This is a genomic window from Erythrobacter sp. AP23, from assembly GCF_001542855.1.
In the GTDB taxonomy this organism is placed as follows: Bacteria; Pseudomonadota; Alphaproteobacteria; order Sphingomonadales; family Sphingomonadaceae; genus Qipengyuania.
Map to the genome: position 1 here is coordinate 1 of NZ_LNBY01000004.1, position 13,594 is coordinate 13,594.

General features: G+C 64.8%; 13 protein-coding genes. 5 read left to right on the top strand and 8 right to left on the bottom strand.

The window, feature by feature from the left end:
* Positions 1-25: 25 nt before the first annotated feature.
* Entirely contained in the window at positions 26-820 is a 795-nt protein-coding gene (locus ASS64_RS04400; RefSeq protein ID WP_067690539.1) for an SDR family oxidoreductase, read from the bottom strand.
* 79 nt (positions 821-899) lie between these two features.
* Between ASS64_RS04400 and ASS64_RS04405 the strand changes: the two genes are divergently transcribed.
* From ASS64_RS04405 to ASS64_RS04420, 4 genes are all read left to right on the top strand, one after another.
* Positions 900-1,463, top strand: coding sequence for a hypothetical protein (locus ASS64_RS04405; protein ID WP_067690543.1), 564 nt, complete (start codon positions 900-902; stop codon positions 1,461-1,463).
* Positions 1,464-1,554: 91 nt separating this feature from the next.
* Positions 1,555-2,016 (top strand): Dps family protein, encoded by a 462-nt coding sequence (locus ASS64_RS04410; RefSeq protein WP_067690546.1) that lies wholly within the window; start codon positions 1,555-1,557, stop codon positions 2,014-2,016.
* Positions 2,017-2,091: 75 nt separating this feature from the next.
* On the top strand, positions 2,092-2,712 hold the full coding sequence (locus ASS64_RS04415) for a 6-phosphogluconolactonase (RefSeq protein ID WP_067690549.1): 621 nt from the start codon (positions 2,092-2,094) through the stop codon (positions 2,710-2,712).
* A complete protein-coding gene (locus ASS64_RS04420) occupies positions 2,700-3,170 on the top strand; it encodes an NUDIX domain-containing protein (protein ID WP_067690552.1) in 471 nt (156 codons plus the stop codon). Before ASS64_RS04415 ends, ASS64_RS04420 begins: the two co-directional genes overlap by 13 nt.
* On the opposite strand, the gene dinB is transcribed toward ASS64_RS04420, so the two are convergent.
* A complete protein-coding gene (gene dinB, locus ASS64_RS04425; protein WP_067690555.1) occupies positions 3,167-4,297 on the bottom strand; it encodes a DNA polymerase IV in 1,131 nt (376 codons plus the stop codon). The two genes, ASS64_RS04420 and dinB, sit on opposite strands and share 4 nt — an antisense overlap.
* A gap of 67 nt (positions 4,298-4,364) precedes the next feature.
* On the opposite strand from dinB, the gene ASS64_RS04430 reads away from it, so the two are divergent.
* A complete protein-coding gene (locus tag ASS64_RS04430; RefSeq protein WP_067690558.1) occupies positions 4,365-5,630 on the top strand; it encodes a multidrug effflux MFS transporter in 1,266 nt (421 codons plus the stop codon).
* Here the strand turns inward: ASS64_RS04430 and ASS64_RS04435 are convergent.
* From ASS64_RS04435 to crtY, 6 genes are all read right to left on the bottom strand, one after another.
* Entirely contained in the window at positions 5,627-7,177 is a 1,551-nt protein-coding gene (locus tag ASS64_RS04435) for an acyl-CoA carboxylase subunit beta (RefSeq protein WP_067690561.1), read from the bottom strand. The two genes, ASS64_RS04430 and ASS64_RS04435, sit on opposite strands and share 4 nt — an antisense overlap.
* A 121-nt stretch (positions 7,178-7,298) precedes the next feature.
* Positions 7,299-9,170 carry an acetyl/propionyl/methylcrotonyl-CoA carboxylase subunit alpha gene (locus ASS64_RS04440; protein WP_067690564.1) on the bottom strand — a complete coding sequence of 624 codons (1,872 nt, stop codon included), beginning with the start codon at positions 9,168-9,170 and terminating at the stop codon, positions 7,299-7,301.
* A 36-nt stretch (positions 9,171-9,206) separates the two neighbouring features.
* Entirely contained in the window at positions 9,207-10,148 is a 942-nt protein-coding gene (locus ASS64_RS04445) for a phytoene/squalene synthase family protein (protein WP_234002323.1), read from the bottom strand.
* 77 nt (positions 10,149-10,225) lie between these two features.
* A complete protein-coding gene (locus ASS64_RS04450; RefSeq protein ID WP_067690746.1) occupies positions 10,226-10,807 on the bottom strand; it encodes a TIGR00730 family Rossman fold protein in 582 nt (193 codons plus the stop codon).
* Between the two features lie 8 nt (positions 10,808-10,815).
* Positions 10,816-12,366, bottom strand: a complete 1,551-nt coding sequence (locus ASS64_RS04455; RefSeq protein ID WP_083508178.1) for a phytoene desaturase — start codon at positions 12,364-12,366, stop codon at positions 10,816-10,818.
* Positions 12,363-13,550 carry a lycopene beta-cyclase CrtY gene (gene crtY / locus ASS64_RS04460; RefSeq protein WP_067690570.1) on the bottom strand — a complete coding sequence of 396 codons (1,188 nt, stop codon included), beginning with the start codon at positions 13,548-13,550 and terminating at the stop codon, positions 12,363-12,365. The genes ASS64_RS04455 and crtY overlap by 4 nt, the downstream gene beginning before the upstream one ends.
* Positions 13,551-13,594 lie beyond the last annotated feature (44 nt).

The window sequence follows — 13,594 nt, forward strand, 5'->3', positions numbered from 1 at the left end:
CCGCTCCAGCGCTTCCCAACCCTCGCTATTTCGGCGGCATCCGGATCGCGCCATCCAGCCGGAACTGGTGGCCGTTGATGTAGCTGTTGCGCGCAATCTCGCAGATCAGCGAGGCGAACTCTTCCGGATGGCCGAGGCGTTTGGGGAAGGGCACGCTGGCGTTGAGCTCGTCCCACATCTGCGGATTGCGATCCTTCATGCCCAACATCAGCGGGGTGGCGAATATGCCGGGCATAACCGAGTTTACGCGGATGCCGATATCCATGAGGTCGCGTGCCATCGGCAGCACGAGGCCGTTCACGCCCGCCTTGCAGCTGCCGTAGATGACCTGGCCGATCTGCCCGTCCTGCGCCGCGACGCTGGCGGTGAGCGTGATGCAACCGCGTTCGCCATCCTCGTTGAGCGGCTCGCTATTGGCCATGCCCAGCGCCGAATGGCTGGCGATGCGATAGGAGGAGACGAGGATGCCTTCCGCGCCGAAAGCGTAATCCTCGGTCGCGAGCCGTTTGTAGCGCCCGTTTTCCTTGTCCCAGCCCAGCGTCTTGCCCCGGCGGCTGGTCATGGCGCAATGGACCGTGACGCGCTCCTGTCCGTGTGCCGCGCGCGCCTTGTCGAAACCCCCGATCACCGATTGTTCGTCGGTGATGTCGACCCGCGCGAAAGTGCCGCCGATCGCTTTGGCATGCGCTTCGCCCGCCTCTTCGTTGACGTCGAAGATCGTCACCTTGAGCCCTGCGTCCGCCAGCGCCTGTGCGCTCGCCTTGCCCAAACCCGATGCGCCGCCGGTTACGACCGCCGCCATGCCCTTCGTCAATTGCACGAAATGCTCTCCCTCTGTGTTTCTCGCCGCGGCGTGCTATCGCATGCTGTCGGGTATAGGAAGGGGAGCGGGAACCGCCATGACATCGCTGATTTTCGCCATGGTCGCCAGCTTCCTTGCCGCTACCGGCGCGCGCGACCAGTTGCTAGTTTCGCGGCTGGCAGGCGTGCTGGGCGGATCGCACGGATTGCTGGCGGTGGCGCTGGCCAGTTCGGCGGCGACGGCAGCGATTGCCGCTTGGTTCGGGGCGCAATTGTCGCAGACGATGTCCGAAAACGCATCGACCATGTTCGTGGCTATCGCTTTGCTGCTGGCGGCGTTCGAATGCGCCTGGCCGAACCGCGAGAAGGCGCCGAAAGAGCCCACCCGCTCGCTCGGCGCGATCGCCATCGTGCTGTTTGCTCGCCAGCTGACCGATGCCTCGCGCTTTCTCGTGGCTGCGTTTGCGGTCGTGTTTGCGTCCTGGCCGTTGGCGGGCCTCGGTGGAGCGCTGGGGGGCGGCGCTGCCGTATTCGTCGGCTGGGCGATGGCGAACAGGCTGGAGGAACGGCTGCCGCTGCGTGCGATCAGGATCGGCCTTGCCGTGGTGCTTTTCATACTCGCAATGATCACGGGATTGAGCGCCCGCGGTATAATCGGATAAGGCGATCACAACGACTACCTATAATCTAGAAACCCAAGCGTGAATTGGCCGTTGGTGAGGTGAGTATCCAATCCACGAAGGGGAACACTACATGGCCGAAGTCGGCGACAATTCGAAAGCAGGTCTCGTCAGCGCGCTAAATGGAGCGCTGGCGGATACGACCGCACTCTATTTCAAGACCAAGAATTTCCACTGGCACGTGGCGGGGCCGCGCTTTCGCGACCTCCACGTTCTGTTCGACGAGCAGGCCGCCCAACTTATCGGCACCGTCGACGATCTGGGCGAGCGCGTACGCAAGAACGACGAGTATACGCTCACCTCGATCGGCAGCGTGATGAAGCACACGCGCATCGACGACCAGGACGACGTCACCCTCACTGCCGATGCGATGGTCAGGGAATTGCGCGACGACAATCGGAAGCTGCACACGCGCCTCGGCGAAGTGAAGGAAGCGGCGGAAGAAGTCGGCGACAATGCCACCAGCGGTATCGTGGACGACTGGATCGACCAGACCGAGGAGCGCATCTGGTTCCTCAACCAGACCAGCAAGTAAGCGCATAGCTATGCGAAAGCGCCTGCGGGCCGCCTTTCCCCTTGGGGACGGGCGGCCTTGGTGTATCAGGGACACATGGAAAATGTGACGATCGTCGAGGGTTCCAGCGACGCCGCAATTGCGGACTGGCTGGCGGTGCAACTGGGCAAGGCGCTCGACGGCAGCGATGGTCCGGTCACGATTACCGTGCCTGGCGGATCGACTCCGTTCCCGATCATGGACGCCTTGCTCGAGCACGATCTCGACTGGACGCGGCTGGTCGTGTGGCCGGGCGACGATCGCGTGGTGCCCGAGGATCACCGGGCCTCGAATACCGGCAAGCTGCGCGATCTGTTCGAACCGGCGGGCGCGGAAGTCGTCACTCTGAGCGAGATGGAAGCGGTGCCGCGTTTCGCGCTCGCCTGGCTGGGTATGGGCGCGGATGGTCATATCGCCTCGCTGTTTGCCAACATCGATCCGCAGGTCGACGAATCGCGCGCCATTCTGCGCCTGACGCCCGACCCGCTACCGCCCGAGGCGCCCTTCGATCGGATCAGCCTGACGCTGCCGTCGCTTCTGGCGAGCGATCGGATCATGTTCGTCATCCGCGGCGAGGAAAAGCGCGCCGTGCTCGACCAGGCAATTGAGGGTGAACACGATCTGCCGGTTGCGCGGCTGCTTCGGGCAGCTACACAACCGGTGACATGCTTCACCTGATCCCTGCGCCGCTGTATCGGCTGGCCCTCAAGGTCGCTCACACCCTGCGCCACTGCTGGCGGCGAACCACCGGAAGGACCGGGACGGGCGTGAGCGTGATCGCGCGCGATCTCGACGGAAAGCTGCTGCTTGTACGGCACAGCTATGGCCCGTCGGGGTGGTATTTCCCCGGTGGCGGCGTGGGGCGAAAGGAGTCGCCCGATCAGGCCGCCCGGCGAGAGCTGCAGGAGGAAACCGGCTGCGCAATCCAGCGAATGGCGATTGTTGGTGTTATCGAGGAGAAGATCTCGGGAGCTCCCCATACCGCGCATATTTTCGAAGGAGTGGTCGATGCGATGCCCAGGGCCGATGGCCGCGAGGTGATCGAGGCGCGGTTTTTCCCGATACACTCGCTGCCCGAACCGCTTGGCCCGCGCACGAGGGCACGGCTGGAATTGTGGCAGTCGGGTAAGAGCTAGAGCAGGGAAAGCTGCGCGTCGGGGCGCTTCGCTTCCTCGTCGCCATCGCGTTCCAGTTTCGACAATGTCAGTCCCATCAGTCTGATCGGCATCGGCAGCGGCAATACCTCTTCCAGCAGCGCGCGGCCGACAGCGGCGAATTCCTGCTTGTCGGCGATCGGCCGGTCGAGCGTCCTGGCGCGGCTGAAGATCTGGAAATCGGTGTATTTCATCTTCAGCGTCACGGTGCGGCCCCTGGCTTCTGCGCGCTCGATATAACCCCACACGATGTCGATGATGTCCTCCATCGTCTCGCGCAGTTCGCTGCCCGTCGACAGGTCGCGACTGAAAGTCCGCTCGCCGCCGACCGACTTGCGGATGCGGCTCGATCGCACGGGCCTCAGATCGATCCCCCGCGCGGCGCGATAGAGGTAGTCGGCAAAGCTGCCGAAATGCGCACGCAACCATTCGATGTCCTTGGCCGCCAGGTCTCCCCCGGTTTCGATGCCCAGCTTCGCCATCTTTTCCGCACCCTTGGGGCCGACGCCGTGGAACCGTCGGATCGGCAGGTCCGCCACGAAACGCGCGCCTTCGCCCGGGCGGATAACGCACAGCCCGTCGGGCTTGTTCTGGTCGCTCGCGATTTTGGCGAGGAATTTGTTGTAGCTCACCCCCGCACTTGCGGAGAGCTTCGTCTTGGCGCGAATTTCCTGGCGGATCAGTTCGGCGATGCGCGTCGCGCTGCCGATACCGAGCTTGTCCTCGGTCACGTCGAGATAGGCCTCGTCGAGACTGAGCGGTTCGACGAGATCGGTGTGGTGACGGAAGATCGCGCGGATTTGCTGCGAGACTTCGCGATAGACTTCGAAGCGGCTCTTGCAGAAGACCAGGTCGGGGCACAGCCGCTTGGCCGTGACCGACGGCATGGCGCTGCGCACGCCGAACCTGCGTGCTTCATAGCTTGCGGCTGCGACCACGCCCCGCCCGCTCGATCCGCCCACCGCCACGGGCTTGCCGCGAAGCTGGGGATTGTCGCGCTGTTCGACGCTGGCGAAAAAGGCATCCATGTCGACGTGGATGATCTTGCGAAGGCCATCCGCTTCCGCAGCGGCCTCTCCCGCATCATCCGTGTCTTTCGCGTCACTCATTGCGACCCCAAGATAGGCGCACGGGTTGCAAAGCGGAACCTTGTGGCGCACCTGCCATTTCGTGCAGATGCGAACCGATCAGCTAGCAAGCGGCGAACGCCCGTTACCCGACCGGGCCAAACGCCCGATGATCGGCGAGCGCGAACTGATCTGGATGATGGCCCTGCTGATGGCCTGCAATGCCTTCGGCATCGACGCCATCCTGCCCGCGCTCGACGAACTTGCCGGAAGCCTCGGCGCCGAGGGCAACGACCGGCAGTTCGTGGTGGGTGTCTACCTGCTCGCGGCGGGCGTCGGGACGCTGATCCCCGGGTCCTTTGCCGACCGATTCGGCAGGCGACCGGTGCTCTTCTCGGCACTCGGGGCATACATCCTGTTGTCGGTGGCCTGTGCCGCCGTCACTAGCTTTACGCAGCTGATCGTATTGCGCGCGCTGCAGGGCTTTTTCGCGGCGGGCATCATCGCCTTGCCACCGGCGATCATCCGCGACCGCGTGGGCGGCGACAAGATGGCCCGGATGATGAGCCTGATCTTCGTGATCTTCCTGCTCGTCCCCGCAGTGGCACCGAGCATAGGGCAAGGAGTCCTGCTGTTGTTCGGCGACTGGCGCTGGATCTTCGTCGCCATGGCGCTGCTCGGCGTGGTGATGACGGTCTGGGTCTATGTGCGCCTGCCCGAGACGCTGCACGACGATGATCGCCAGGAGATCAACATTTCGGTCATCGCCATGAACATGCGCAGCGCGGTCACGCTTCGCTCCACCATCGGCTACACGCTGGCCAGCGCGCTGGTTTTCGGCGGATTGTTCGGCTTCATCAATTCGTCGCAGCAGCTGATCGGCGAGGCTTTCGGCGCGGGCGACATGTTCCCGCTGCTCTTCGCCTTCTGCGCAGGATGCATGGCGCTCGCCAACTGGTCGAACAGCCGCATCGTAGAGCGCTTCGGCGCGCGCCGCGTCAGCCACACCGCGCTGTTCCTGTTCATCGCCATCGCCGCGCTGCAGCTATGGTTCGCCAGCCAGCCCGACGAAACCTTGTGGACCTTCATCCCGTTGATGGCGGCCAATATGAGCCTGCTGGGCTTTATCGGTGCCAATTTCGGCTCGATCGCGATGCAACCCTTCCGCCATATCGCGGGGGCCGCCTCGAGCGCGCAGAGCTTCCTGCGCATGACTACCGGCGCGCTGCTGGGTGCGGCTGTGGGCTACGCCTATGACGGAACTGCCCGCCCGCTGGCCCTGGCATTGCTGGTGACCGCGACGATGAGCCTGATCTTCGTGCTCTATTCCGAGCGCGGCTCACTGTTCGGCCCGCCGGAACCGGATCTGGACTAGGCCTCGGCGCGCAGCGTGCGCCAGGCGAGGTCGGCGAATTCGCACAGCAGGGGCCGTGTGTCGCGCGGGTCGATGATGTCTTCCACGTTGAAGCGTTCGGCGCTGCGGAAGGGCGAGGTGACCTTGTCCAGCCGGTCGCGGATCGCGGACAGCTCGGCCTCCGGGTCCTCGGCGGCCTCGAGTTCGGATTTATAGGCGACCTCGAGCCCGCCCGCGATGGGAAGCGAACCCCAGTCGCCCGAAGGCCAGCAATAGCGATACTGGAAGGTCTCGGCATTGCTCATCGCGCTGCCCGCGATACCGTAGGCGCGGCGCAGCACCACCGATGCCAGCGGCACCGTCGCCTTGTAGATCGCGTTCATCGCCTGCACGCCGTAGCGGATGGTGCCCGCCATCTCCGCCTCGCGCCCGATCATGAAGCCGGGGTTGTCGACCAGATGGACGATCGGCAGGCGGAACTGGTCGGCAAGCTTGACGAAGCGTTCGACCTTTTCGCTAGTCTTGGCCTCCCACGACCCGCCAAGATAGCTAGGGTCGCTCGCCAGGACCGCCACCGGCCAGCCATCCAATCGGGCGAGCGCGGTGATGCAGGCGCGGCCCCACATGCGGCCGATTTCGAACACCGTGCCCTGGTCGAAAACCATCTCCATACAGCGGCGCATCGAATAGACCTGCTTTTCCTCGCGCGGGACGAGCGAGAGCAGCGCTTCCTCGCGACGGTGGACCGGATCGGTACAGTTGGAGCGGCGCGCGAGCTGACCGACATGCTCGGGCATGAATGACAGGAAATGCCGCGCGCGGGCGAAAGCCTCGGCCTCGCTGGCGACTTCGTCGTCGACCACGCCGTTGCGCGTGTGGATGCCGCTCCCGCCCAGGTCTTCCTTGGCTTGGCTGTGGTCGTCGGAGCCCTTGTAGCTTTCGCCCAGTCCATCGACCACGGCGGGTCCGGCGGCGAAGATCTGGCTAAGGCCCTTGACCATGATCGAATAATGGCTGGCGACCGTGCGGGCTGCACCAAGGCCTGCCGTAGGGCCGAGTGCGAGCGCGACGACCGGCACCGTATCGAGGTTCTTCACCACGTCCGACCACCCCGGCACGGCAGGGATATAGGTCGCGCCGATCTGTTCGAGCGTCTTCACGCTGCCGCCGCCGCCCGTGCCGTCGATCATGCGGATGAGCGGGAGTTTCAGCTCATGCGCCATCTTTTCGGCCTGCACCATCTTGCGGCTGATCCCCGCATCGGCCGCGCCGCCGCGAATGGTGAAATCGTCCGCCGTCGCGACGACGGGGCGGCCATTGACCAGTGCCTTGCCGAACAGGAACGGGGCGGGGAGGACGCCGGTGAGATTGCCGTCTTCGTCATAGGAGCCGCGCCCGGCGATCTTGCCGATCTCGCGGAACGAGCCGTCATCGACAAGCGCTGCAAGCCGGGCGCGCGCATCCATTTTTCCGCGAGCATGCTGGCGGGCAACCTTCTCCTCGCCACCCATTTGTTCGGCCAACGCTTCGCGGTGGCGCAGTTCTTCGAGTTCTCTTTCCCAGCCCATGCGCGACCAATAACCAAGCCGTCGTCCCAGCGAAAGCTGGGTCCGCTATCAGACTCGCACCTGTGAGGGACCGATCCCGGCTTTGCCCTTCGGTCAGCTCGCGCTTTCGCTGGGATGACGGCTAATCTTCGGCGGGCTCGACAACCGCCAGCACCGCCTCGACCTGCACCTGCGCGCCTTCGCTGGCGGACAATTCAGTCACGGTCCCGTCGAAGGGCGCGGTAAGCGCGTGCTCCATCTTCATCGCCTCGAGTACCATCAGTCGCTGGCCTGCGCTGACCGCATCGCCCTCGGCCACATCGACCGCGATCACCTTGCCCGGCATGGGTGCGAGGATCGCACCGTCCGCGGCGGAGGCGGCGCCCGAACCGCGCGACTGGCGCTCGAAGACGAAGCTCTGACCGTCTGAGAAGACCACTGCGCGTTCGGGGTCGACGAAGCCGGTTGCATGGCTTTCGGCATGCGTTCGCGCAGCAGGAATACTGCGCGTTTCGCCCTTGTGGGTGAGCACCGCGTCGAGCACGCCCGGCGCGTTGAGGCGCAGACCGATGGGCAGGTCGTCATGCTCCTCGGTCTCGGCCAGTGCGACGAAGTCGGCAGCGGTCTGCCAGATCTCGGCATCCGCCTCATCGGACGACACTAGGAGGTCGAGTTTGGATCCGATGAAGCCGGTGTCGAGATTGGCTTCCTCGAAATCCTCGTCGCGCAGGCAATTGGCGATGAAGGCTGCGTTGGTCTTCACCGGCCATATCTCGACGTTTTCGGCGATATCGGCGAGCTGATCGATCGCCTCGGCGCGGGTTTCGCCCCAGACGACGAGTTTGGCGACCATCGGGTCATAGAAGGGCGAGATCATGTCGCCTTCCTCGACCCCGGTTTCGATCCGGCCTTCGACGCCGAGGTCGAAATGTTCGAGCTGTCCGGTCGAGGGCAGGAATCCGCCCGAAGGGTCTTCGGCATAGAGGCGCGCCTCGATCGAATGGCCGTCGATGAAGAGTTCGTCCTGCTTGGCCGGGATCGGCTCGCCGCTCGCGACGCGCAGCTGCCACTCCACCAGGTCAACCCCGGTGATCTCCTCGGTCACCGGGTGTTCGACCTGCAGGCGCGTGTTCATCTCCATGAAGAAGATGCGGTCGGCGCGCAGGCCTTCGCTGGCGTCGGCGATGAATTCGATCGTGCCCGCGCCCTCGTAATCGACCGCCTTGGCCGCGCGCACGGCGGCGGCGCAGATTTCCTCGCGCGTGGCCTCGTCCATGCCGGGCGCGGGGGCTTCCTCGACCACCTTCTGGTGGCGGCGCTGTAATGAGCAGTCGCGCTCGAACAGGTGGACGACATTGCCGTGGGCATCGCCGAACACCTGCACCTCGATGTGGCGGGGCGAGGTGATCCACTTTTCCAGCAGCACCTCGTCATTGCCAAAGCTCGCCTTGGCCTCGCGCCGGCAGCTTTCGAGCGCGGCTTCGAAATCCTTCGCCGCATCGACCTTGCGCATGCCCTTGCCGCCGCCGCCGGCGACCGCCTTTATCAGCACCGGGTAACCAATGGCGTCGGCCTCGGACTTGAGGCGCTCGACCGACTGATCTTCGCCCTCATAGCCGGGTGTCACCGGCACGCCCGCCTCGCGCATCAGCTTCTTGGCGGCGTCCTTGAGGCCCATCGCCTCGATGCTCGACGGCTTCGGTCCGACCCAGATGAGGCCAGCGTCGATGACCGCCTGCGCGAAGCCCGCATTCTCCGACAGGAATCCGTAGCCGGGATGGATCGCTTCGGCGCCGGTCTGCTTTGCTGCGGCGATGATCTTCTCGCCGACCAGATAGCTCTCCGCGGCGGGGGAGGGACCGATATGCATGGCCTCGTCCGCGCTGCGCACGTGGAGCGCCTTGGCATCGGCATCCGAATAGACCGCGACCGTGGCGATCCCCATTTCGCGCGCGGTGCGGATGATGCGGCAGGCGATCTCGCCGCGATTGGCGATAAGGAGCTTTGAAATCATGGATGCGCGCTAGCCGTAGCGTCGTCGCGCATCAAGCTACCAGCCCGCAACGGGACGGAAATCGTGACGCGACCAGATGATTGGCTCGGCCGGGCCGTCGGGTCGGTTCCAGAGCGCTTCGAAGAAGGCGGCGGTCATATGGCCAAGTTTCTCCAACCCGTTCACCCGCGTGCGCGTGTCCCATGCAAGCTGCCCGCGGGTGAGCACCTTGCGCCCTATCGCCCCATAGATCCGCGCCGCCGCGAGCACCGCCCAGCGCTGACGAAATCGCAGCCGTTTAGCGCCCAGCTTGGCCGCCGCCTCGTGCTTCTCCATCAGCGCAATCAGGCGCGGCATCAGGCTGGCGAGCTTGAAGCGGTTTTCGGGCAGCGCGTGTTCGCCCTGTTCCCAGCCCATCTCGTCGAGCCAGGTCTTGGGCAGGTAACAACGTCCCGCCTCGGCATCCTCCACGATATCGCGTGCGATATTGGCAATCTGGAAGGCCAGCCCCAGGTCGCAAGCCCGGTCGAGCGTTTCACCATCGTCGGGATGTACGCCCATGATCCGCGCCATCATGATGCCGACCGCGCCCGCGACGTGGTAGCAATAACGCAGCATGTCCTTTTCGGTCTTCGGGCTCCAGCGCGTGGCGTCGAGCGCGAAGCCGGCGATGACGTCGTTCGCCTCGTCGAGCGTCAGCCCGCATTCGTCGGCGACGAGCCCGAAGGCGTCGAAGGCCGCATCGGCGGTCGGTTGTTCCTCGAAGGCGCGCTTGGTCAGGACGCGCAGCGCCTGCACCCGGTCCTCGGCATCCTTGGGCGTGCCCTGGTCGCCCAGCGGCCCGCCCTTATCTTGATTGTCGGCGATGTCGTCGCAGCGGCGGCACCAGGCATAGAGCAACCAGCTGCGTTCACGCGTCGGCTTGTCGAACAGCTTCGACGCGGCGGCGAAGCTGTGCGAGCCTTGCTCGATCGATTCGAGCGATTTATCGACCAGCATCGCCCGGTCCCGGCCGCCGCCGGCCTTGGCCGGGGTGGGCCGCAGGTAACGCGACGGGACGAGGGGACGGGGTCTGTTCAGAGGTCGTCGGCCTTCATCTTGAAGATCGGCGTGTGCGGCTCATAGGCTGCCATCCGGTCCAGCAGGCCGTCGAGCGTGGCATCGTGGACCAGAATGTTCTGGTGCACGGGCCGCACGAAGCCGACTTCCGCCATCTTGCGATTGAAGGCGATGAGCTCGTCGTAGAAGCCGAAGGCGTTGAGCAGGCCGACCGGGCTGTCGTGATAGCCCAGCTGTGCCCAGCTCATCGCTTCCCACAGTTCGTCCATCGTCCCGACTCCGCCGGGGATGGTGATGAAGCCATCGGACAGGTCGGTGAAGCGCTGCTTGCGCTCGTGCATGCCGCCGACGGTGTAAAGCTGGGTACAGTCGTGATTGGCGACCTCGCTGTTGGCGAGCGCATCTGGGATCACGCCGATCACCTCTCCGCCTGCTTCCAGTGCGCCGCGCGCGGTTGCGCCCATCAGACCGAGCCGGCCGCCGCCATAGACGACACCGATCCCGCGCTGGGCAAGGTCACGGCCCACGTCGTAGGCCAGCTGAATATAACGCGGATCGTCGGGCGAGGCCGAGCCGCAATAGATAGCAAGACGTTTCATGCCGCGGCTCATACCGCGAGATCCTCCAGCATCAAGCCGGCAGTCGCTTTCGCGCTGCCCACCACACCGGGAATCCCGGCGCCGGGATGCGTTCCCGCGCCAACGAGGTAGAAATTGTCCAGCACGTCGTCGCGATTGTGGCCGCGGAACCAGGCGCTCTGCGTGAGCACCGGTTCCAGGCTGAAGGCGCTGCCCATGTGGGCATTGAGGTCCATCGCGAAATCGCGCGGGGCGTAGTGGAACTTGGTCACAATCCGCGAATGGATATCGGGAATCAGGCGACGTTCGAGTTCGTCCAGGATACGCTTCTCGAGCAGCGGACCGATTTCTTCCCAGTCGACTGCCAGCTTGCCCATGTGGGCCACGGGTACGAGCGCGTAGAAAGTGCTCATGCCTTCGGGCGCCATGCTGTCGTCGCTCACGCTGGGGTGGTGCAGGTAGATCGAGAAATCCTGCGGCAGCACGCCGTGGTCGTAGATGTCTTCGAGCAGGCCTTTATATCGCGGCCCGAACAGGATCATGTGGTGCGGGATTCCCGGCCAGCTGCCCTCGATCCCGAAATGGACCACGAACAGGCTCGGGCTGAAGCTCTTGCGCGACAGCCTCCGGGCATAGTCCGCGCCGCGCTTGGATCCGGCCAGCAAATCCTTGTAGCTGTGCATGATATCGGCATTGCTGGCGATGGCGTCGAACCGCTCGCGCCAGCCCGAGTGCGTTTCCACTTCGGTGACGTGTTTGCCCAGCGTATGGAGGTGAACGACCGGATCGTGCAGCCGCACGGTGCCGCCGATCCGTTCGAAATGCCTGACCATGCCCGCAATCAGCCGGTTGGTGCCGCCCTTGGCCCACCATACGCCGCCGTCCTTTTCCAGCTTGTGGATCAGCGCGTAGATACTGCTGGTCTTCATGGGATTGCCGCCGACCAGCAGCGTATGGAAGCTCAGTGCCTCGCGCAGCTTCTCGTTTTCGACATAACTCGAAACCATCGAATAAACGCTGCGCCAGGCCTGCTGCTTGGCTAGCGCCGGCGCCGCCTTGAGCATCGACTTGAAATCGAGGAACGGCTTATGGCCGAGCTTTACGTAGCCTTCTTCGTAAACGGCTTCGGAATATTCGAGGAAGCGCTGGTAACCGGCGACGTCTGCGGGATTGAGCTGCGCGATTTCGCGGAATAGCTGCTCTTCGTCGTTCGAATAGTCGAACTGCGTACCGTCGGGCCAGTGCAGGCGGTAGAAGGGCATCACCGGCATCAGTTCGACGTCTTCGGCGAGATCGTGGCCCGACAGTGCCCACAGTTCCTTCAGACAGTCGGGGTCGGTGATCACGGTGGGACCGGCGTCGAAAGTGAAGCCGTCCCGTTCCCAGAAATAGGCGCGCCCACCCGGCTTGTCGCGCGCTTCGACGACAGTCGTCTGGATACCCGCCGATTGCAGGCGAATGGCCAGTGCCAATCCGCCGAACCCGGCGCCGATCACGCAGGCGGTCTTGCCGCTGGGGATCGGCCCCACGGCCTCGCCCGCATCGGCGGGCCTGGCGGGAGTAGTCGTTTCGGCGTTCATGGCGATCTTTCATGGACGAGCGGGCTGCCCTTGCCAAGCAGCGCGCGGATGGCTGAGGGTATAGCTACGGGCGGCTTGCCGGTCAGGATGCGCAGCTTGTCGGCGCGTGTCGGGTGCCCGGCATAGAAACGTTCGACCAAGGGTTCGCGCAGGCGGTAGAAGCGTTGGAAGACACGATAGCGCTTATCGGGTTTCGCGGCGTCGAACAGCATCCGCCCGAGCGCGCGATAGAACCGCGTCCTGCGCCAGTGCCGGTGCGCGCGTCGTTCGAACAGTTCGGCCAGCCGCTCGCCGGGAAGCTGTGCCTTGCGCGCCAGTACCAGCGCATTGGCGACGGCGAAGGGCAGCGTGTAACTCGTCAGCGGGTGGACGAAGCCCCCCCGGGCGCCGGCCCGCACAACGCCTGGCGCACCGAGTTCGCGGCGGAAGGCGGCAAAATCGCCGCCGGTGATGACGGGAAGCACGCCGGTTTCTCCGCCGATGGTCTCGCCCGACCAGCCCATGTCGTCGCAATAGCGATCGATCCGTCCCGCCAGCACCGCGCGATCGAGCACAGGACTGTCGGCGTAATAGGTATCTTCGACAAACAGCTCGTCGGCGGCGAGCGGAAGCGTGTAGACGAAACGGTAGCCGTCATGTTGCGTGACCCGGGCGTCCATGACGATCGGGCGCGCGACGTCATGCGGCGCGCTGGTGCGCAAGTGCCGGCCCATGAAGACTTGCCAGCCGCCACGCAAATGGGGCGAGGCGCTGAAGTCGCGACAGTCGACCACCACCTTTGCCGTGATGCGCTCGCCGCTATCGAGCACCACGCAATCGGGACGCAGATCGGCCACGCGCGAGCCCGTCCGGATGGCCGCCTGCGGCAATGCACGCCGCAAGGTCGCATCGAAATCCGCGCTGGCCAGCGACCGATAGGCCGCCGACAGCGTGCGCGTATAGCCGGGGAAGAGCACATCGTAGCCCGGGGCCCATTCGGCCTTTGGGAACGCCGCGAGAAGATCGGCACCGGCCTCGTCTACGTCGCAGGTGAACCAGCTCCAGCGGTGGTTGCCGCCATAGCTCTCACCCGCTTCGAACAATGCGATGGACAAGTCGGGATGCGCGCGGTGCACGGCCAGCGCCGCCAGCCCGCCGGCCAACCCGCCTCCGACGATGGCCATATCGATGGTGCGCCCGCTCATTGGCAGCAGGGCTTAGGGCCGAAGCGTGATCGCGGCAATCGCTT